The sequence below is a fragment of the Dactylosporangium thailandense genome, assembly GCF_059739745.1.
Genome location: NZ_AP029195.1, coordinates 2,750,749 through 2,772,352 on the forward strand (window position 1 = coordinate 2,750,749; position 21,604 = coordinate 2,772,352).

Consider the following 21,604-nt stretch of genomic DNA (forward strand, 5'->3'; position numbering starts at 1 on the left):
TCATCCACGGGGGGCGGCGGCGTCCGAGTCCCGCTGCGCGATGCGGTCGGGCAGGCCGAAGGCGGGGAACAGGCCGGGCGCCTCGAACACGTCCATGGCGGCCAGCCCGTCGGGCGCGAGGCGGAGCAGGATCAGGGCGAACGGGCGGAACGTGGTGTCGCCGGGGCGGCAGATGTACGCGGCCACCGCCGGCTGGCGGTTCGCGCCCGTCGGCAGCATGCGCCAGCGGCCCTCCGACATCATGTCCTCGCGCAGCGCCGGCGCGACCCGGTCCCGGCCGGTCCACGAGCCGACGCCGGGCTCGATGGTGAGGCGGACGTCCTCGCGGAGCAGGGCGATGAGCGCCTCGGGGTCGGCGCCTTCGTGGGCCGCGATGTACCGCCGCACCAGGTCCCGCTGCGCCTCGTCCGGGACGTTCGCCGGCGCCCACTCCAGCCGGCCGCCGGGCCACCGTTCGCGCAGGGCCGACCGCGCTCGCTGCAGGGCGCTGTTCGCCGCCTGCGTGGTGGTGTCGAGCATGCCGGCCGTCTCGCCGGCCGACATGGACAGGACGTCGCGCAGGATGAGCACGGCCCGCTGGCGCGGCGGCAGGAGCTGGATCGCGGCGAGGAACGCCAGGGAGATGGTCTCGCGGCCGACGGCCACCGCGTCCGGGCCGGGCTGCTCGTCGAGGAGCTGGTCGGGGTACGGCTGCAGCGGTGGACCCGGACGTCGCAGGGTGTCCAGGCAGGCGTTCGTTGCGATGCGGTAGCGGACATCTCGATGTCGGTGGACGGGTTCGTGACCGGGCCCGACCTGGAGGCATTTCCCGGGTACGGCAGGGGCGGCGAGCGGCTGCACGCGTGGCTGGAGCACGAGGAGGGCCTGCGGCTGAGCGAGGCGACGTTCGCCGCGTCCGGGGCCTTCGTGACGAGCCGCCGGGTGTACGAGGACACCGGAGGCTGGGTCGAGCACGCACAGTTCTGGAACGAGCCGGCCTTCGCGGGGTACTACGGCATGCCGGTCTTCGTCGTGACCCACCGCCCGCACGAGCCGGTCCGCCACCGCGACACGACGTTCACGTTCGTCACCGAGGGCGTGCGCGCGGCGCTGGAGGCGGCCGCGGTGGCCGCCGCCGATCGGCGGGTGCACATCATGGGCGGGGCATCGCTCATCCAGCAGGCCCTGCGGACCGGCCTGGTCGACCGGCTGCGCCTGCACATCGCCCCGCTGCTGCTCGGCTCCTGCACCGCCCTGTTCGACGGGGCCGGTCCGCAGCTGCGGCACCTCGAGACCGTGGACACGCCCGGCGCGACGCATGTGACCTACCTGGCGGGGTGACCGGCCGCGATGGCGGCCGTGTGCCGGTCACCGTCACGGGACCACGGTGACCGGCCAGCGGCCGCAGCGCACGAGTTTGACCGCGACCGAGCCGGCGAAGCGGTGCAGGGCGCCGGCCGAGCGGCCCACGACGACCGCGTCCGCGTTGAGCTGCTCGGCGATGGCGACCAGTTCGGTGTACGGCTCCCCGGTCCGCACCACCAGGCGCGCGTCGACGTTCAGGCGCGGGATGTGGTGCTCGACGGCGTCGCGCAGCTGCCGCTCGACCGCGTCGTGCGCGTCGACCACGTTGGCGGCCGCGTTCCCGCCGGTGTCGGCGAGCGAGAGCACGCTCGCGGGGAGCGTGCGCACGTAGACGGCGACGAGCCGCGAGCGCTGCCGCCGGGCGAGGCCCACGGCGTACGCCGCCGCGCGCAGGGAGGACGTCGAGCCGTCGATGCCGACGACGATCGTGCCCGGCCCGTCGCTGCTGACCTCGCGAATGGGCCGGGCGGCCGGCTGCAGTTCCTCGTTCACGGCATCTCCCCGGGGTGTGAGGGCGCGATCACAGGGGAAAGCATAACGCCAGAATATAAGTACGTGATATAAAAGTTGTGTGTCCAAGATCCTTGACGGGGTGGCGCTGGCCAACAGCCTGGAGCGGGTCGTCTCGCTCCTGCGCCGGCTGGCCCCCTCGGACCAGGTCTCGCTGACGAAGGCGGCCACGCTGCGGACGCTCGACGTCCACGGCCCGTGCCGCATCTCCGAGCTCGCGGTCCGCGAGGGCATCACCCAGCCGGCCATGACCCAGCTCGTCTCCCGCCTGGAGCAGGACGGCTACGCCGAGCGTCGCTCCTGGTCCGACGACGCCCGGGTCGTGATGGTGCACCTCACCCCGGACGGCGCCGACGTGCTGCGGCACCGCCGCGACACCCGGGCCCGGCTCCTGGCCGACCTCGCCGATCGCCTCGGCGAGGAGGACCGCGCCGCGCTCGCCGCCGCCCTGCCCGCCTTGGACCGGCTCGTCACCACCTATCAGACCCTCCTCCCCGGGAGTACCTCGGTATGACTCAGCACAGTCCGGCGCCGGCCAGCCCGTTCCGGCAGCCGAAGGCGGTGTGGGCCGTCGCGTTCGCCTGCGTCGTGTCGTTCATGGGCATCGGCCTCGTCGACCCGATCCTGCCCGCGCTGTCGACCAAGCTGCACGCGTCGCCCAGCCAGGTGTCGCTGCTGTTCACCAGCTACCTGCTCGTGACCGCAGTCGCCATGCTCGTCACCAACATGGTGTCCAGCCGCATCGGCCCGAAGCGGACCCTCATCGCCGGCCTCGTGATCATCGTCGTGTTCGCGGGCCTCGCCGGGACCTCGGACTCGATCGGCGGCATAGTCGGCTTCCGCGCCGGCTGGGGCCTGGGCAATGCGCTGTTCATCGCCACCTCGCTCGCCGTCATCGTCGCGTCCGCGAGCGGCGGCTTCGGCGGGGCGATCATCCTGTACGAGACGGCGCTCGGCGTCGGCATCGCGGTCGGCCCCCTGCTCGGCGGCACCCTCGGCGGGATCAGCTGGCGCGGCCCGTTCTACGGCGTGAGCGTGCTGATGTTCATCGCGCTCATCGCGACCATCTTCCTGGTGCCGAAGACGCCCAAGCCGGCCGAGCGCACCTCCATCGCGGCCCCGATCGCCGCGCTGCGCCACCGCGGGCTGCTCATCATGAGCCTCACCGCCGTGCTGTACAACTGGGGCTTCTTCACCATGCTCGGGTACGCCCCCTACCCGATGCACCTCAACGAGCACAAGCTCGGCCTCGTCTTCACCGGCTGGGGCCTGCTCGTCGCGATCTTCAGCGTCGCCGTCGCCCCGCGGCTGCAGCGGCGCTTCGGCACGGCCAAGACGCTCTACGCCAACCTGTTCCTCCTCGGCGTCGTGATGACCGTCATCGCCGCGTTCACCGACTCGCCCGCCACGGTCATCGTCGCGGTCATCGTCTGCGGCGCCTTCATCGGCATCAACAACACCCTGACCACCCAGGCGGTCATGACGGTGGCCCCGGTACCGCGGCCGGTCGCGTCCGCCTCCTACGGCTTCGTGCGCTTCATCGGCGGCGGTCTCGCCCCGTTCGTGGCGGGCAAGCTCGCCGACCACTACAACATCCACGTGCCGTTCTACCTCGGCGCCGCGACCTTCATCCTCGCCATCTTCGTGCTGGCCACCGGCCACCGGATCCTCACCGACGCCGAGAACGCGGCCTCGGCCGCCGAGTCCCAGCCCATCGGCGAGATCGTCGCCGTCGGCCGCATCGGCGCGGCCAACGGCAACCGGCCCGTCGTCGTGGCCGTCGACGCGGGGGAGTCCGCGGCCGCCGTCCTCGCCGCCGCGGCCGAGCGCGCCGCCGAGCTGCACGCGCCGCTGGAGCTGCTGCACGTCCACGAGATCGCGGTCGTCGGCGACGAGGCGGTGGATCGGGAGACGTACGAGCAGGCCCGCACCCGGGTCCAGACGCTGCTGGACGAGCTGGCCGCCCGCGGCGTCACCGCGTCCGGGCACGTGCTGCGCAGCGTCGCCGACCACGGCCACGCCGGCAGCCTGATCGCCCGCCACGCCAAAGCCGTCGACGCCCAGCTGGTCGCGATCGGCGGCCCGTCCCACGGCGGCGTCGCCCACCTGCTCGACGGCAGCGCGAGCGAGCGCATCGTCGCGGAGTCGGGCTGCGAGGTGCTCGTCGTCCCGCCGGTCACGCTTGCGGGGTAATCCCCGCGGACAGCCGGTGATCGTCCGTCCGGGGCACGTGTTCGTGCCCTGGACGGTTTCCGGTTCACTCGATTCGTTTTACGGTTATTCCATGATGACCGTCGAGTCCCGGTACGACCTCGAACGGGAGGTCACCTGGATCACCGTCGCCGGGGAACTCACCGTGGAACGCAAGCACCGCCTCCGCACGATCATCGGCAAGGCGCTCGTCGCCTGCCCCCGCGCCGTCATCGTCAACCTCACCGGCTTCGACGACCCGACCGGCACCGCCGCGCCGCTGTTCCACGCGGCCCAGGGCCGGGCCTTCCGCCACCACGGGGCGTTCCTGCTATGGGTGCTGCCGCGCCAGGGCCAGCTCCGCGACCGGCTCGCCAACCCGTTCTGGCACCGCGTCCTGCGGCTCTACGACACCATCGCCGAGGCCGAGGCGGCCGTCGAGCTCGGCCCGCCGCCGCCGACCCGGTACACCGAGCCGCTCGAGCCCGACGGCTTCGCCCCGAGCCGGGCCCGCCTGATCGTCCACGACGCCTGCATGGCCTGGGACCTGCCGCACATGGCCACCGTCGCGCGCCGGGTCGTCTTCGAGCTCGTCCACAACGCCGCCACCCACGCGGCCACACCGCTCGTCCTGGTCGTCAGCCGGCGCGGCGGCTTCCTGCATCTGTCGGTGCGCGACGGCGACCCCCGGCCTCCGACGGTGCTGCCCAACAGCCGCAAAGCGGGCGTCCCCGGCGACGGCCTGCACATCGTCGACCGCAACGCCACCGCGTGGGGCTGTTTGCGCAGCGCCGAGGGCAAAATCGTCTGGGCCGCGCTGTGGATCGCACCCCCGCCGCGAGAATGACCGTTATGTTCGGTAGGCCGGGCTGATGGGTATCAGAGTGGTCGATTCGCAGCCACTCCGAGGGAGCCCCCCATGCCAACCGAGCTGCAAACGCTGGGCCGTCACGCCCGCCCGCTGCACGGCGTCCTCGGCTGGTGGGCCGTGACGAGCTTCGGCCTGCTGAGCGTGCTGGTGGCGGCCCTGGCGGCCTGCTGGCCGACGTACGTGCGCGCGGTCGGCACCGCCGCGCTGGGCGCCTGGCTGCTGTTCACCGCCGTCGGCCGCGCCGGCGGCGGCCAGCTCCTGCGCGCCCGCTACGGCGGCCCGCTCTATCTGCAGGCCGGCCCCGCCCTGCTGGCGCTGGCCGGCGTCATCCTGATCCGCCTGCCGGAGTCGGACCCGTCCGTCGGCGTCTCGGTGGCCGCCCTCGCGTTCGGCATCGCCGCGGCCGTCGATGGCGCCGCGGCGCAGCCCCTGCCGAGCCTGGCCCGCACCTGCCTGCGCGTGCGCGCGGGGAGCGGTCTGGTCGCCGCCATCGCGGTGGCCGCGGCGCCGGTGGTGGGCCTGATCATCGCCGCGGCCGTGATCGGCATCGGCGAGCTCGCCCTGGCGGCGCGGCTGCTGCCGGAAGCCGATCGCCTGGCCCAGATGCTGGACCGCACCGAGTCTCCCGCGGATGCCGAGCCGCTGCTGGCCCTGGACGACGACTGACAGATGCCGGCTCAGGCGGGGACGGGGGTTTCGGGCTCCATGTCGAACGACGCCTGGAGTTTCTCCGGGCGTGTGCCGAGTCCGGCGCGGATCGCGCGATGCCACGGCGCCTCGATGAGGTGCTTGGTCTCGTCGAGCATCGACGCCGGTTCCAGGTTGCGGTAGGTGTCCACCTCGCCGGCGGCGACGGCGGTCAAGGTCGCGTACACGGGCTCGGGATCGAACTGCGCCCGGGGGAACGCGAGCCTCGAGTAGTCGAAGAGCCGCTCGCCGGGATCGTCCTCCCAGCTCTTCCACGTCTGGAACATGCGGTCGTTGAATCCGGTCAGGAACGGGCCCGGGTTGACGGTGGCCACCTCGATGCCGAACTCGCGCAGCTCGTCCGCCATGGACTCGGCGATGGCCTCGATCGCGTGCTTCGACGCCGAGTAGAGGCCCGTGAAAGGATTGACGTTCAGCCCCTCGCGTGAGGACACCCAGACGATCCGGCCCTCGCCGCGCTTGACCATCTGCCGCGCGATGCCCTGCGTCAGCAGGAGCGGCCCGAAGACGTTCACCTCGAACTGGTGGCGGATGTTCCTCGCGGGAATGTCGACGGTCGATCCCCCTTCCCCGACGCCGGCATTGTTCACCAGAATCTCGACGCCCCACGAGAGGGCCTTCCTCCGGTCGCCTTCGTCGGTGACGTCGAGCTTTTCGACTTGCAGATTCACCCCTCGCTGCGCCGCCTGCCACTTGAGGGTCTGCACCTGGGCCCAGATCTCCACGGCGGCGATGACGTCGAATCCCTTTCCGGCCAGGCGCATGGCCACCTCGTGGCCGAACCCGGTCCCGGCTCCGGTGATGAGCACCTTCTTCATGGCACACCCGTCCCTTCTTGAGCGGTATCGATGCAACGCTTCACCGGCCCGGCGGAAAGTCGGCGGCGCGGGACATGGATTCGGATCTGCCGATGTCGGCCATCGCCTCGCGCAGCGCCGACGTCACCCTGTCGTACGCGTCGCTGCCCAGCACCAGCCGGCGCGGCGGCGGGTCCTCGGCCATCGCGGCGATGACCGCGCGGACGCCGCGCCGCGGGTCGCCGGGCTGCTTGCCGTCCTGGTCGATCATCGCGGACCGCACGTCGTCCAGCATCCGGCGGTAGGCCGGCACGGTCTCGGTGATCGGCTCGTCGGCGAACCCGGCAAAGGCGTTCGTGCGGAAGGGCCCCGGCTCGACCGCCAGGACGCGGATGCCCAGCGGGGCGACCTCCTCGCGCAGGACCGCCGTCGCCGCCTCGACCGCGTGCTTCGCGGCGCTGTAGTAGCCGAACCCGGTCACGGCGCGCAGGCCGGCGAGCGAGGACATGTTGACGATCCAGCCGCGGCGCCGTTCGCGCATGCCGGGCAGCACCGCGCGGGTCACCGAGAGCAGCGCGAAGAAGTTCAGGTCGAACGTCCGCCGTACCGCATCCTCGGGCATGCCCTCGACCGAGCCGTACCATCCCCGCCCGGCATTGTTGACCAGCACGTCGATCCCGTCGAAGCGCTGCTCGGCCGCGGCCACCGCGGTGCGGACCTGGCCCGCGTCGGTGACGTCCAGCGGCAGGAGCAGCACGCGGTCGCCGTTCGGCCGCGCCCACTCCCGCAGCTCCTCGGGGCGCCGCGTGGTCAGCGCCACCCGGTCGCCCGTCTCGAGCGCGGCGTCGGCGTACGCCTGGCCGAAGCCGCCCGGCGTCCCACCGGTGATGAACCACGTCCTCATGGCTCGATCATGAGCCGGACGATGGAGGAGCCGCGCAGGGTGAACCGGTAGTGCAGGTCGACGACCCCGCCCGGAAAGTCGCCCTCCAGACGCTGGGTCACGTCATACCGCTCCTCCCCGAGCCGCGTGGCGGAGACGAGTTCGGTGGTGGACGTGTACTCGGCCGCCGCACCGGCCAGCCACGCGCGGATCTCGGCGGTGCCGTGATGGCCGCGGCCGTCGTCGATCACGACGGCGTCGGGTGCGTAACACGCGATAGCGCGGTCGACGTCCCGGGCGTTGTGCGCGGTCAGATAGGTCGTGATCGCGGGAGGAAGGTCCATGAAGCCAACTGTGGAGTCTCGCGCAGGGGGAGGGTCAAGACTGGAGGCATGCGCCGAGGACTGACCATCGGGGAGTTCGCCACGCTGACGCACCTGAGCGTGCGGACGTTGCGCCGGTACCACGAGGCCGCCCTCCTCGTGCCCGCCACCGTCGACCCGTTCACCGGCTACCGCTACTACGCCGTCGAACAGATCCCGTCCGCGCAGGTCATCCACCGGCTGCGCGAGCTCGACGTCCCGCTTGCCGAGGTGAAGTCCATCCTCGCCGCCAGCCCCGAGCGGCGCGCGGACCTCATCGCCGGGCACCTGCGCCGGCTGGAGGCGGAGCTCGATCGCACCCGGGCCGCCGTCGTGTCGCTGCGGCGGCTGCTGCGCCCCGACCCGGAGAACCTTCAGGTCGAGCTGCGCTCCGTGCCCGCCCGGACCGTCGCGGCCGTCCGCGGGCACGTCGCGCTCGAGGACTCGACGAGGTGGTACGGCGCGGCGATGGCCGAGCTCGATGCCGCCTTCGCCCCGGCCGATCGCACCGGGCCACCCGGCGGCCGCTACGCCAACGAGCTGTTCACCGCCGGCGCCGGGGCGATGACGGTGTACCGCCCGGTGCGTGAACCCCGCGCGAGCGGCCGCATCGAGGTCGTCGAGCTGCCACCGGCCGACCTCGCCGTCGCCGTGCACTCAGGCGGGCACGACGACATCGACGTGACGTACGGCCGCCTGGGATCGTGGGTGGTCGAACACGCCCTGGCCGTCGACGGCCCGATCGACGAGACCTACCTGGCCGGCCCCCGCGACACCCCGGCCCCGGCCGACTGGCGCACCGAGATCGGCTGGCCGGTGTTCCGCCTCACCCCGGGGGACTGGCTTAGGATGCCGTAGGACATCGGCAGGGGAGCTGAGATGGCGTTCGTTTCCGGACGGGCCACGGCGGTCCGGGCCGTCGCGGCGTTGCTCGGCATCGGGGCGCTCGAACTGCGCGCGCTCGCGAGCGACCTGCGCCAGGGGGCGATCGCCGCGCACGAGGTGGCCGACGCCATCGCGCGGATGCAGATGATCGCCGACGTCACCCACGACTTCCCGCTGCTGCTCATCCGGCCCGGGCTGCTCGGTCGCGAGCGCGCCGCCCGGGAGGCGCTCGTGTGGCGGTGGGGCGTCTCGACCGACGCCGCGCGCGAGTGGATCGAGGCCGCGCTGGCCGATGCCGGGCCGCAGTTCCGGCGGTACCCGGCGATGCTCGATCGCGAGCACCAGCGCTGGATGGCCAAGAACCCGCTCCGGCGGGTGCTGCGCTAGGCACGCCCGGCCCGTCCGGCGGTGAGATTCTTCACATTGACGGGACCGGATGCGACGGACCGTTAAGCGGCTTATCCATTTTGAGCAGGGCTCCGTGGTCGCATGATCACATCGAGTAGTCGCGATGAGTAAACCCAATCACCGGAGTCAGTGTCCCGGGCCGTTGACCGGATTCCCAGCGAACTCCTAGCCTTCCCTCCGCACCGTCCGACTGGATCACGGGGGAGTGGCCGGCGTGGATATTCGTCTGCCCATGTTTCGTGCGCACGTGCGGCCGTACAAGGCCTTCGGCGTACTGTTCGCGCTGCTCAGCCTCATGGTGACGCTGCTCGTGGCGCCGCCCTTCGCTGGGCCGGCGCACGCCGCGCCCAAGACCCCCGCCTGCCCGGCGACCGCGCCCGACGCGAAGACCGCGCGGGACCAGGCGGCGGCGTGCAAGGGCCGCGTCGAGGTGCTCGGCGGCCGCACCGAGCGGGCCCAGGTCTTCGCCAACCCGAACGGCACCTTCACGTCGAACGAGGCGGTGGTCGTGCAGCGGGTGCGCACCGCCGGCGGCGGCTGGACGGCCCCGGACTCGACGCTGCGCAAGACCTCCTCCGGCGGCTACGCACCCGCGGCGAGCTGGCTCGGCACCACGTTCTCCGGCGGCGGCACCGGCCCGCTGGTGACGCTGCGCCGCGGCTCCGGCGAGCTCTCCCTGTCGTGGCCGTCCGCGCTGCCGGAGCCGAAGGTCGCCGGGAACACCGCCACCTACCCGGAGGTGCTGCCCGGCGTCGACCTGCAGCTGACCGCCGAGGTCGAGGGCTACTCCGAGGTGCTGGTCGTCAAGACGCCCGAGGCCGCCAAGCAGCCGGCCCTGGAGAACGTGCGGTTCCGCACCGCGACCAAGGGGCTCAAGGTCAAGACCGGCGACTCCGGCTCCGTGTCGTACCTCGACGGCAGCGGCTCGCCGATGTTCGCCTCCGGCACCCCGGCGATGTGGGACTCCTCCGGCGGCATCCCGGCCGACGCGCGGAACGCGACCGCGCAGAGCCGCACCGCGCGGATGCCCGTGACGGTCGAGGGCGGCGACGTCGTCATCCGCCCCGACCTGCAGGTGCTGCACGGCGGCGCGACGAAGTTCCCGGTCTTCATCGACCCGGCCTTCAACGCGAGCGCCTGGACGATGATCAACAGCCGGTTCACGACCCAGTCGTACTGGAGCTACGACCGCAACGGCTGCCCCGCGCCCTTCAAGAGCGTCCCGTGCGCCAAGGTCGGGTACACCGACGAGGGCCAGACGATGATCTACCGCTCGATCTTCCTGCTCCCGACGGCCTCGTACGTCGGCAAGCACGTGCTGGACGCCAAGTTCTCGATGGATCTGCTGCACTCGTGGACCTGCAGCGACACCCGCACGAGCCTGTGGTGGGTCGGCCCGATCGACGCCAACACCACCTGGAGCAACCACGCGGGCAGCTGGAGCTCGCTGCAGACGTTCACCGACAACCACACGTGCAACCTGACCCGGGTGCGCAGCGAGTGGGGCATCACCGGGCTGATCCAGTCGGCGGCCGGGCAGTACTGGAACGGCGTCACCATCGGCCTGCGGGCCGGCGACGAGGCCAACCACAACGCGTGGAAGAAGTTCGACGCGGGCACGGCGCTGCTGACCGTCACCTACAACTCCTACCCGAACGCGCCCGACCAGCTGACCGTCTCCGGCAGCGCGTGCGCGACGGGCACGGCCCGGCCGGTGGTGAAGACGGTGACGCCGGAGTTGCGCGCCCGCACCAGCGACGCCGACGGTACCGCCCAGACCCACCGCGTGTCGTTCTGGTGGTGGCCCGTCGGGGGCACCCGCAACGACAACGACAAGGTCACGCAGACGGCCGTCACGCCCGGCACCACCGCCATCGTCAGCATCCCGCCGGGCAAGCTCGTCAACGACGGGGTGTACCAGTTCCAGGCCCGCTCCTACGACGGCACCGACGACGGCCAGTTCTCGCAGGTGTGCGAGTTCAAAGTGGACACCGCACCACCCGGCCCACCGTCGCAGGTGACCTCCACCGACTACCCCAGCGACGGGCAGCGCCACGGCGGCGCGGGCATCGGCGGCACCTTCAAGTTCTTCCCGCCGGCCAGTGTGCCGTCGGACTTCGCCGGCTACGCCTACACCCTCGACACCGGCACGACGCCGCCGAACGCCAAGCAGGTCGCCGCGGCCACGGACAACACGGCGACGGTGAGCATCACGCCGCCGACCGATGACGCGTTCACGCTGCGCGTGTGGACCAAGGACACGGGCGGCAGCTACTCCACGCCGACCACGTACGCCTTCAGCGTCAAGGCCGGCGCCGGACCCGACGCCCGCTGGCAGCTCGACGAGGGCAGCGGCACCAGCGCCGCGGACTCGACCGGGCACGGCAACCCGATCACCCTGTCCAACCCGTCGTGGATCGCGAGCCGCGGCGGCACCGGCAAGGCGCTCGCGTTCAACGGCACCAACGCCACCGGCGTGACGGGCGGCCCGATCAACACCAAGTCGCCGACCACGAACACGGCGACGACGGTGCACACCAACGCCAACTTCACCGTCACCGCGTGGCTGAAGGTCGACGCGCTCGATCCCGGCGGCAAGAACTACACCGCGGTGGCCCAGGAAGGCACCCGGACTTCGGCGTGGGCGCTGGGCTACAACGGCCCGGTCGACCGCTGGCGGTTCGCGATGAACGGCTCCGATGTGGACGCGCCCGCCGTGTACTCGGTGCTGTCGGACGCCCCTCCGACGCCGGGGAAGTGGACGTACCTCGTCGCCACGTACGACGCCTCGACCCACACCACGCGGCTGTATGTCGATGGCCTCCTGCAGTCGGCCACCGGGACGATCACCGCCGCGTTCGACCCCAGCGGCCCGGTGGTGCTCGGCCGGCGCAAGTGGGCCGGCAACTCCGACAGCTTCTTCAAGGGCGGCGTCGACGACGTGCGCATCTACGCCCGGGTCGTGCCCGCGACCGATCCCGAGCTCACCAACCAGCTCAACCCCGAGAAGCCGACCATCACCATCCCGGCCGGCCAGACGCCGACGGTGAACCAGCCGCTGCAGGTCACCTTCAGCGGCGGGGGAGACCCGGCCGTGACGGCGATCAAGTACAGCCTCGGCGCCGCCGGGCTCGGCTCGACCGCGACCCTGCCCACGCCGGGCGGTCAGGTCACGGTCACCGTCACGCCGCCCGCCATGGGCCAGGTCACGCTGTTCGCCGCGGCCGTCGCGGGCACCCACCAGAGCGACATCGCCACCGCGTTCATCACGGTCGGCACGCCGCCCGCGATCACCGGCACGGTCGTCGACCCGGTCAGCGGCAACGCGATCTCCGGCGCGACGGTGACGCTGCGCCCGAGCGGCACCACCCGGGTGACCGACGCGTTCGGCGTCTACGAGTTCACCGGCCTGACCCCGGGCACCTACACCGTGTCGACCGCGGTCGGCGACGCGTGCGGGCTGTACGCCAGCACCGAGGTCGTGGTCACCGGGCAGACGTACGTGGACCTGCTGCTCTTCCCGCAGTCCGACGTGTTCGGGTACACCTGTCTGACCCAGACCCAGGCGTTCGAGCCCGGCGACACGCTGCTCGGCCTGACCGGCGACGACTCGGTGACCCAGGTGCCCGTACCGTTCGCGATGCCCTTCTACGGGCACAACTCGTCCACCGCCTGGGTGTCGACGAACGGCTTCCTGGCCTTCGCCGACCCGAGCGCGGCCGGTGACGCGGCGGCCGGCGCCGCCATCCCGCAGTCGGCCGCCCCGAACGCGCTCGTCGCGCCGTTCTGGACCGACCTGGTCGTCGACGGCAGCGCGAGCGTCTACACGAAGACGGACGGGGCGTTCCCGAACCGGCGCTTCATCATCGAGTGGCGCAACGTGGCGCTCTTCGCCAGCAGCAAGCGGGTCACGTTCGAGGTGATCCTGTCCGAGAACGGCGACATCGCCTTCAACTACGCCGACATCGACGCCGACGACGCCGAGCGCGGCGGCGAGGCGACGGTCGGCATCGAGAGCACCGGCGGCGAGTACGGCCTGCAGTACGCCTTCCACCAGCCGGTACTCGAGTCCGGCAAGGCGGTGCTCATCGACTACCCGCTCGACGCCCAGCCGATCGGCACCGGCTACGTCACCGGCACCGTGACCCGCAACGGCACCCCCGCCGCCGGGCTCACCGTGTCGCTGCAGCCGCAGGGGCTCACCACGACGACGGCGAACGACGGCACGTACGCCTTCGCCGCCGTCGAGGAGGGCGGGTTCAGCGTGTCCACCGTGGACGGTTGCGCCACGGCCGCCGCGAGCGGTCACGTGTCCGGCCCGACCGTCGCGAACCTGGCCCTGGCCGCGGTGCCGGACGAGTTCGGCTACACCTGCACCACGTCGACGCAGGCGTTCGTGCCGGCCAATACGACGGTGCTGCCGATCGTCGACGACGACGCGCACACCCTGGTGACGCTGCCCTTCCCGGTGACGTTCTACGGCCAGACGTACACCAGCGCCTGGGTCTCGGCCAACGGCTTCGTCAGCTTCACCGACCCGGGCTACGAGAACCCGGACGTGCGGGCCGCCCTGCCCAACGCGACCGGCCCGAATGCCGCGCTGTACCCCTTCTGGGACGACCTGGTGCTGGACGGCAACTCCAGCGTCCGCACCGCGGTCGCCGGCTCGGCACCGAACCGCAAGTTCGTGGTCGAGTGGCGCGACATGTACCTCTTCGGCAACACCTCGCGCCGGGTCACCGTCGAGGCGATCATCGCCGAGAACGGCACCATCACCTTCAACTACGCCGGGCTCGACAACGCCTACGAGCGCGGCCTCGGCACGGTCGTCGGCATCGAGAACGCCGACGGCACCATCGGCCAGACCTACTCCGCGTTCCGTGATGCGCTGGCCGACGGCCGGGCCATCACCTACACCCCGCCGGCCGCGTGATCGTCGTGGAACTTTGGAGGAAGCCGGTGCACACCTCACTGCGCGCCCGCAACGGCCTGCTGTACACCCTCTCGGCGCTGCTCGTCGTGCTCGTCGCCGGGCAGCAGCCGGTGTTCGCCGGCCCGGCCAGGCCGTTCACGCCGGCGGCCGCCGCCAAGGTGCCCAGCGTCAAGACGAAGGCGGTCACGGCCGGGAAGCCGGTCAAGGACACCACGAAGAAGGCCCAGGACAACCCGGCGCCGGTCTGGCCGGGCGCGTCAGCGGTCGACGTCGGCGTCGGCGCCCCCGCGCCGGCCGCCTCCGGCCCGGTCACCATCACGACCCCGGCCACGACGAAGCAGGCCAGGACGATCGGCGCGGCGGGCATCGCGATCCCGGCGAAGGTGCACGTCGAGGTCCTCGACCAGCAGGCGTCGCGCAAGGCGAACGTCCAGGGCCTGCTGCTCAAGGTCGGCCGGGCCGACGGCGGCAGCTCGGCGAGCGCCGTGGGCGTGAAGGTCGACTACAGCCGGTTCGCCACGGCCTACGGCGCCGACTGGTCGAGCCGCCTCAAGCTGGTCGAGCTGCCCGAGTGCGCGCAGACGACCCCGGACCGGCCCGAGTGCGGCGCGATCGACGTCCCCAGCCACAACGACGCCCGGACGAAGACGGTCAGCGGCGACGTCGTGCTCGCCGCCGGCGCGAAGACGCTCGCGCTCACCGCCGGCTCGTCGGGCGCGTCCGGCAGCTACGGCGCGACCAGCCTCTCGTCGTCGAGCACCTGGTCGGCGGGCGGCTCGGCGGGCGACTTCTCGTGGTCGTTCCCGATGCGCACCCCGCCGTCGCTGGGCGGCCCGTCGCCGACGCTGCAGATCACGTACTCCGCCCAGTCCGTCGACGGCCGGATGGTCACCTCGAACAACCAGCCGTCGATCGTCGGCGAGGGCTTCGAGCTGTCCACGAGCGGCTACATCGAGCGCCGGTACAAGACGTGCGCCGAGGACCCGAAGACGGGCGGCGACCCGGCGGCGAAGACCGGCGACATGTGCTGGGCGACCGACAACGCCACGATGAGCCTCAACGGCAGCGGCTCCGAGCTCATCAAGGACGGCTCGGACCCCAACCGCTGGCATCCGCGCAACGACGACGGCTCCCGAGTCGAGCACAAGACCGGCGCGTCCAACGGGGACAACGACGGCGAGTGGTGGGTCGTCACCACCGTGAACGGGACGCAGTACTGGTTCGGCCGCAACCAGCTGCCCGGCGCGCCCGCGGGCACCACGACCCAGTCGACGTGGACCGAGCCGGTGTTCGGCAACGACACCGGCGAGCCGTGCCACGGCGCCACCTTCGCGGCGTCGTCGTGCACGCAGGCGTACCGCTGGAACCTCGACTACGTCGTGGACCCGCACGGCAACACGATGTCGTACTGGTACGGCATCGACCGCAACTTCTACAAGAAGAACAACAGCACCGCGACGCAGTACGACCGCGCGGGCTACCTCGACCACGTCGACTACGGCACCCGCGACGAGAACCTCACCACCGCGGGGGACTGGACCACCGGCACCGACACCGCGTTCAGCGGGCACGCGGCGGCCCGGATCAGCTACGCCTACGCGGACCGTTGTCTTTCCTCATGCGGTACCAAGGACAAGGCCCACTGGCCGGACACGCCCTGGGACCTCAACTGCGACAGCGGGGCCTCCTGCTCGCAGACCTCCCCGTCGTTCTGGACCACCCGCCGCCTGGCTTCCATCACCACCAAGGTGTGGGAGGCGACGACCTCGCAGATGCGCGACGTCGAGCGGTGGACGCTGACCCACACGTTCCCGGACCCGGAGGACGGCACCCGCGCCGGCCTGTGGCTGGACAAGGTCTCGCACAGCGGCCTCGTCGGACCGCCCGGCACCTCGACGGACCTGCCCGACGTGAGCTTCGTGCCGACCCAGATGGCCAACCGCGTCGACGGCGTGGACGCGTCGCCGTCGATGAACTGGAGCCGGCTGACCGCCATCAACACCGAGACCGGCGGCCAGATCCAGATCGTGTACTCCGCGCCGGACTGCTTCGTCGGCACCCGCATGCCCGCCGCGCCCGAGAACAACACGCTGCGCTGCTACCCGGTGCGGTGGACCCCCGACCCGATCACGGGCGAGATCACCGACTACTTCCACAAGTACGTCGTGGACAAGGTCATCGAGAACGACCTGACCGGCGGCTCCAAGCGGGTCCTGCACCAGTACACGTACATCGGCGACCCGGCCTGGCACTACGCCGACGACGACGGCCTCATCTCCAGCGACCAGAAGACCTGGAACGTCTGGCGCGGCTACGCGAAGGTCGGCACCTCGGCCGGCGAGGCCCCCACCGCACCCGGCAACCCGGACGAGCGCACGTACAGCGAGACGCTGTACTTCCGCGGCATGAACGGCGACCACCTGCCGTCGGGCACCCGCACCGTCAACGTGGTCGACTCCGAGGGCGGCAGCGTCCCCGACGACGACGCCTTCTCCGGCATGATCCGCGAGTCCCGCACCTTCAACGGCGTCGGCGGCGCCGAGGTGACGGGCGCCATCAACGACCCGTGGCAGTCGGCCGCGACCGCGACCCGCACCATCAACGGCGTCACGACGACGGCGAAGTTCGTGAACACGGCTGCGGTGCACGGCCGCACGGCGCTGGACAACGGTCGCGGCTTCCGCCGTTCGTCCACGAAGAACACCTTCGACTCGTACGGCCTGATCACCGCCGCTACCGACTACGGCGATGACGCCGTAACCGGTGACGAGCAATGCGTCAAAACCACCTATGAGCCCCGAAACACGACGGTCTGGCTCATCTCGGCACAGCAGCGCACCCAGAGCTTCGCCCTCGACTGTGACCAGGTCACGGCTGGTCCCGTCACTGAGGACGACGTGATCGGCGACAGCCGTCTCTACTACGACGGCTCGACCACGTTTGGCTCCGCGCCAACGAAGGGCGACGTCACCAAGGCCGAAGCGCTGAGCGTCTGGAGCGCCACGAATCCCCAGTACTACCAGCTCAGTCGCGCGACGTATGACGTCCTCGGCCGGGTTCACGAGTCTTGGGATGCGATGGACTATCACTCGCAGACCGACTACACCCCGGCGACGACCGGTCCGGTGACCCAGACCGTCGACACCAACCCGCGGGGCTGGACCACTACGACCACGATCGAGCCGGCGTGGGGCTTGATGACGTCCGTCCTGGACCCGAACAACCGTCGCAGCGACATCACCTACGACGGTCTCGGTCGGCTGACGGCGGCGTGGCAGCCTGGACGCAGCAAGGGTGTCGATCCGGCCGACGCGACCTATGAGTACGTCGTGCGAACCGACGGCGCCAACGCGGTCATTACGCACACGCTCAACCCGTCCGGGGGCTACACAACGGCGTATGCCCTGTATGACGGCCTGGTCCGCCAGCGGCAGACGCAGACGGATTCACCATCCGGCGGTCGCCTGCTCACCGATCTCTTCTATGACACCGCGGGCCGGCCCATACGCTCATTCGCGCCCTACCATGACGCGTCCGCTCCGCCCGGCACGACGGTCGTCGCCCCGATCGATGAGGGCCTCACCGTGCCGAGCCAGCTCCGGTACGAGTTCGACGGCGCTGGCCGCAAGATTGCCGAGGTCTTCCAGCCGTACAACACCGAACGCTGGCGGACAACGACCCGCTACGGCGGCGACTACACGGCGGTCACGCCACCCGCGGGGGGTACGGGCTCGCTCTCGATCTTCGATGAGAGCGGTCGCACCACCGAACTGCGGCAGTTCGCCACGCAGACTCCAGGGGCCCTGAACGCGGCACCCGGCACCTACGACAAGACAACGTATTCCTATAACCGGCGCGGCCTGTTGTCGAAGGTCGTCGACCCGTCCGGGTTCGAGTGGACCTACTCCTACGACCTGCGGGGCCGAGCCACATCGACGAAAGACCCAGATGCCGGAACCGTGACGAAGGTCTTTGACAACGCCGGCCGCGTCACACAGGCGACGGACAGCCGTGGCAAGACCCTCGTGTTCACCTATGACAACCTGAACCGCAAGATCGGGCTTTACCAGAACTCGGTCACCGCGGCCAACCAACTGGCCGGTTGGACGTACGACACCACCAAGCTCACCGATGGCGTCACCAACGCGAAGGGCTCCCCGACATCGTCGACCCGCTACGTCAGCGGCCAGCAGTACAAGTCCACGATCGCGCAGTACGACGATCATTATCGCGCGACGGCGGCGACGATCAGTATCCCGGCGTCCGAGACGGGCCTTGCGGGCGACTACACCTACTACACGTCCTACAACCCGGACGGCACCGTCAGCAGCACCAGTTCACCGGCCGCGGGTGGCCTTGCCGCCGAAACGACGCTCGTCGGCTACAACGCGCTCGGCATGACGGACAACCTCAGCACGTTCTACGGCACTGACACCCGGCGTTGGCTGGTGGAGCGCACGTCGTTCGACGCGTTGGCTCAGCCGACGCAGTACACGCTGTTCAACAGCACGGTTACCACCGACGACAACGACAGCAACGGGCCTCGAACCTACCTCTCGCGCAGCTACGAGCTCGAAACGGGCCGGGTCACCAACCTCAAGACACAGCGAGACCAAGTCTCCCCGAACACGGTCTCGGACCTGAACTACACGTACAACGACGTCGGCACCATCACGAAGATCGCCGACACGCCGGCCGGTGGTACCGCCGATACCCAATGCTTCACCCACGACCGGTACGAGCGGCTCACCGAAGCCTGGACACCAGCGTCGGGCGACTGCTCCACCGGTCCGGCGGCCACCACTGGAGGCCCTGCTCCATATCGGGTGAACTACGAGTACGACACGATCGGGCGCCGTACGAAGCAGACGCAGTACGACACGGCCGCCGGCACCGCCACGAGTACATACACGTATCCGACGGGCACCACTCCGGCGACCACGACGCGTCCGCACACCGTGACGGGTGTCAGCACCAGCGACGACAACGGCACTCACGCGGCGTCGTACACGTACGACAATGCTGGAAACACGCTGACCCGTCCCGGTGCTCACGGCACCCAGACACTGCAGTGGGACACCGAAGGCCATCTCAGCAGTGTGACTGACACGGCCGGGAGCACGAGCTTCCTGTATGACGCCGATGGTGCACGACTCATCCGCAAGGACGCCTCCGGCAAGACGCTCTACCTGCCGGACATGGAACTGCGCTACAACACGCAGACGGCGGCCAAGACGTGCACGCGGTACTACAGCTTCGGCGGAACGATCATCGGGCAGCGTACGACGTCCGGTCTGACGTGGTTGTCGAGTGACGGCCAGGGCACCGCCGACGTGTCGATCGACGCGACGACGCAGGCTCTGACGCGCCGACGTCAGATGCCGTTTGGTGAGATGCGCGGCGCCGCGGTCACGTGGCCCAACGAACGCGGCTTCGTCGGTGGCACCAACGATCCGACCGGTCTGGTCCAGCTAGGTTCCCGATACTACGACCCGATCCTCGGCCGGTTCATCTCGCCAGATCCTGTGGTGGACGTCGGTGATCCGCAACAGTTGCAGGGCTACGCCTACGCCGAGAACAGCCCGGTCTCGCACAGCGACCCGACCGGCCAGCGCACCGACGAGCAGTACTACGGCAAAGCCGGTGCCGCCAAGATGGAAAAGGTCGTCGACGAGGCGCAATACAACCGCGACGTGCAGGCGGAGCTCGACGGGCAGAAGCGTGCCAAGGAGGCGCAACAGAAGGCGTACTGCAAGTCGCACCCGATCAAGTGCGGCTGGCAGAAGGCGAAAACCGCGACGGTCAACTGGGTCGACGAGCACAAGGCCGAGATCATCGCCAACGTCGCCGGGATTGCGGTTGGCGTTGGCTGCGGCTTGGCCATCGGCTGGACCGGAGTCGGGGCGGTTGCTTGTGGCGCGCTGGCTGGAGCCGTCACGAACATGGTGCAGTACGCCATCGAGACCAAGGTCGACGGGAAGGGCAACTTCTCCTGGGGCGGCATGCTCAAGACCGGCGCGGTCGGCGCGCTCGTCGGCGGTGTCATGGGCGGCCTGGGGTCCGTGGGCGGAGCGGCGTTCAAGGCCGGCAAGGCCGCGATCATGGCGGGCGACGGGCTGAAAGCCGCGGCGAAAGCCGGTGGCAAGGCCGCTGCCGCCGAGTCGAAGGCTATCGCCCAGGGCGCAAAGGACATGTTCAAGCCGCGCGGCGGCGGCGGCGGGGGCAGCGGTGGTGGTGGCGGCGGGTGCAGTTTCACCGCTGACACCAACGTCCGGATGGCCGACGGCACCAACAAGCGAATCGCCGAGGTGCATCCTGGTGACGTCGTCCAGGCGACCGATCCGGCCAGCGGCAAGACCAGTGCGCGCGTTGTGGTGGCGGTGTATCTGAACCGCGACAAGGCCCTGACAGACCTCACGGTGCGGACCGCCGGCGGCCGGCTGGAAACCGTCAAGACCTCCCAGAATCACCCGTTCTGGGACTCGGGCCGCCGTGTCTGGGTCAGCGCTGGTGACCTGCGCCCCGGCGCCGAACTCCACGGAGACGGTGCGGTTCCGGACGTTGTCGAGGTTCACAACTACCTCGGCGATCGGTACATGTACGACCTCACGGTCGCCGAGATTCACACGTTCTCCGTGCTGGCCGGGGCAACTCCCGTACTCGTCCACAACTGCCCCGCCGAGGGTTGGTCGCCGGAGAACTACTCACAGCAAGAGATCGCAGACCGCGTCGCCGAGCACGCGGGAACCAAGAGCATTCCGAAGGAGATCCATCAGACGGTAAATGGAATCGAGAACGGCTCCGTCCAGCCGCGCACGCCTGGAAACTTTCTCGACAATATCGACCGTTACGAGATCAAGCCGAATACCGTCCATGGGCCGGGTACCCCGACCCAGTACCACAAGTGGAAGAACGCTACGATTTACACCGGCGTATCAAACCCTGGTGGGACGCGCGTTTTGGTGGATGCTGCGGGTAATATCGGATACGTTCTCGGTCACAACTACAATCAGGTGTTTGAGTATCCATGGGTGAGGCTTCCGAACGCGTACATCCCGCCGCCGTGAGCTGGGTCGGCGAACTTCGGTCGGCGTTGGCGACTGCGGGACTTGACGTAATCGCCATCGCCGACCGAGCCATCCGGCTCCTCCCGCCGAAGGCTGCCGGTCAGGCGATGAGCGTGCCGGAGTCCGAAGGCAGTCGTTGGGCGCAGGTAGATATCGACGATCCGCACGTTCGTGAGCGTTCCAACGCGGATTGGTACCGGCTGTCGATCCAGTCGGGGTTGTTCGACCCGGCCCGGCCACAGTTTTACCTCGCCGTTCGGTTTGACGAGGAGACCGGTGGCTGGGCGCGGGTCGAGTTGCGGCCGGAGTGGGACCTGATGGGGGCCGGTGCCGCCGGGGTGCTGGGTTCCGCTTGGTGCCGGCCCGAATTCGCAATGCTCGCCCTCGACCAGAGCGTTCTCGTGTGCGGCACGACGTGGCAGTGGAAGATTGGCACCTTCGTCGTGCCGACGCCCCGTCGTTCGTCGACCCTTCGGCGTGCGGTTGAGGGCCTGGCGCAATCGCTGTACTCGTCCGACGGCGAGCGTGTCGAGGCGCAGCGCTGGCTTGAGACATCACCGGAACGCGGTCCGGCTGAGCAGTAGGACGGTGTCTAGTCCGCCGCCGGCCGGTGGGGCCGACGGTCGCTCGGCGAGAAACGGGGCGA

15 protein-coding genes are annotated in these 21,604 nt (G+C 70.3%); 10 read left to right on the top strand and 5 right to left on the bottom strand.

All coding sequences use genetic code 11. The features are described 5' to 3' along the window. Positions 1-645: a sigma factor-like helix-turn-helix DNA-binding protein gene (locus AC6JBM_RS12330; RefSeq protein WP_497983732.1), complete on the bottom strand. Its 645-nt coding sequence runs from the start codon at positions 643-645 to the stop codon at positions 1-3. 117 nt (positions 646-762) lie between these two features. Between AC6JBM_RS12330 and AC6JBM_RS12335 the strand changes: the two genes are divergently transcribed. Further along, positions 763-1,320, top strand: coding sequence for a dihydrofolate reductase family protein (locus tag AC6JBM_RS12335; RefSeq protein ID WP_497983733.1), 558 nt, complete (start codon positions 763-765; stop codon positions 1,318-1,320). Positions 1,321-1,353: 33 nt separating this feature from the next. Here the strand turns inward: AC6JBM_RS12335 and AC6JBM_RS12340 are convergent, their stop codons facing one another. Further along, a complete protein-coding gene (locus AC6JBM_RS12340) occupies positions 1,354-1,836 on the bottom strand; it encodes a universal stress protein (protein ID WP_497983734.1) in 483 nt (160 codons plus the stop codon). A gap of 79 nt (positions 1,837-1,915) precedes the next feature. On the opposite strand from AC6JBM_RS12340, the gene AC6JBM_RS12345 reads away from it, so the two are divergent. From AC6JBM_RS12345 to AC6JBM_RS12360, 4 genes are all read left to right on the top strand, one after another. Next, positions 1,916-2,368: a MarR family transcriptional regulator gene (locus AC6JBM_RS12345; RefSeq protein ID WP_497983735.1), complete on the top strand. Its 453-nt coding sequence runs from the start codon at positions 1,916-1,918 to the stop codon at positions 2,366-2,368. Next, on the top strand, positions 2,365-4,047 hold the full coding sequence (locus AC6JBM_RS12350; protein ID WP_497983736.1) for an MFS transporter: 1,683 nt from the start codon (positions 2,365-2,367) through the stop codon (positions 4,045-4,047). The genes AC6JBM_RS12345 and AC6JBM_RS12350 overlap by 4 nt, the downstream gene beginning before the upstream one ends. A 91-nt stretch (positions 4,048-4,138) precedes the next feature. Next, entirely contained in the window at positions 4,139-4,891 is a 753-nt protein-coding gene (locus AC6JBM_RS12355; RefSeq protein ID WP_497983737.1) for an ATP-binding protein, read from the top strand. Between the two features lie 72 nt (positions 4,892-4,963). After that, complete coding sequence (locus AC6JBM_RS12360) at positions 4,964-5,581, top strand: hypothetical protein (protein WP_497983738.1); 618 nt, start codon at positions 4,964-4,966, stop codon at positions 5,579-5,581. 11 nt (positions 5,582-5,592) lie between these two features. Here AC6JBM_RS12360 and AC6JBM_RS12365 read toward each other — a convergent pair whose 3' ends face one another. Genes AC6JBM_RS12365 through AC6JBM_RS12375 form a run of 3 tightly spaced genes read right to left on the bottom strand, consistent with a single transcriptional unit; the run spans position 5,593 to position 7,647 of the window. Beyond that, on the bottom strand, positions 5,593-6,441 hold the full coding sequence (locus tag AC6JBM_RS12365) for an SDR family oxidoreductase (protein ID WP_497983739.1): 849 nt from the start codon (positions 6,439-6,441) through the stop codon (positions 5,593-5,595). Positions 6,442-6,481: 40 nt separating this feature from the next. Beyond that, on the bottom strand, positions 6,482-7,324 hold the full coding sequence (locus AC6JBM_RS12370) for an SDR family NAD(P)-dependent oxidoreductase (protein WP_497983740.1): 843 nt from the start codon (positions 7,322-7,324) through the stop codon (positions 6,482-6,484). Continuing rightward, positions 7,321-7,647, bottom strand: coding sequence for a nuclear transport factor 2 family protein (locus tag AC6JBM_RS12375; RefSeq protein WP_497983741.1), 327 nt, complete (start codon positions 7,645-7,647; stop codon positions 7,321-7,323). The genes AC6JBM_RS12370 and AC6JBM_RS12375 overlap by 4 nt, the downstream gene beginning before the upstream one ends. Before the next feature lie 48 nt (positions 7,648-7,695). Here AC6JBM_RS12375 and AC6JBM_RS12380 point away from each other — a divergent pair, with 48 nt between their 5' ends. The 5 genes from AC6JBM_RS12380 (at position 7,696) to AC6JBM_RS12400 (ending at position 21,542) form a co-directional block, all read left to right on the top strand. Continuing rightward, positions 7,696-8,523 carry a MerR family transcriptional regulator gene (locus AC6JBM_RS12380; protein WP_497983742.1) on the top strand — a complete coding sequence of 276 codons (828 nt, stop codon included), beginning with the start codon at positions 7,696-7,698 and terminating at the stop codon, positions 8,521-8,523. Positions 8,524-8,544: 21 nt separating this feature from the next. Next, positions 8,545-8,937 carry a hypothetical protein gene (locus AC6JBM_RS12385; protein ID WP_497983743.1) on the top strand — a complete coding sequence of 131 codons (393 nt, stop codon included), beginning with the start codon at positions 8,545-8,547 and terminating at the stop codon, positions 8,935-8,937. Positions 8,938-9,172: 235 nt separating this feature from the next. Further along, positions 9,173-13,891, top strand: a complete 4,719-nt coding sequence (locus AC6JBM_RS12390; protein ID WP_497983744.1) for an NIDO-like domain-containing protein — start codon at positions 9,173-9,175, stop codon at positions 13,889-13,891. Next, on the top strand, positions 13,888-20,958 hold the full coding sequence (locus tag AC6JBM_RS12395) for an RHS repeat-associated core domain-containing protein (RefSeq protein WP_497983745.1): 7,071 nt from the start codon (positions 13,888-13,890) through the stop codon (positions 20,956-20,958). The genes AC6JBM_RS12390 and AC6JBM_RS12395 overlap by 4 nt, the downstream gene beginning before the upstream one ends. Continuing rightward, positions 20,955-21,542, top strand: coding sequence for a hypothetical protein (locus AC6JBM_RS12400; RefSeq protein ID WP_497983746.1), 588 nt, complete (start codon positions 20,955-20,957; stop codon positions 21,540-21,542). The genes AC6JBM_RS12395 and AC6JBM_RS12400 overlap by 4 nt, the downstream gene beginning before the upstream one ends. Positions 21,543-21,604 lie beyond the last annotated feature (62 nt).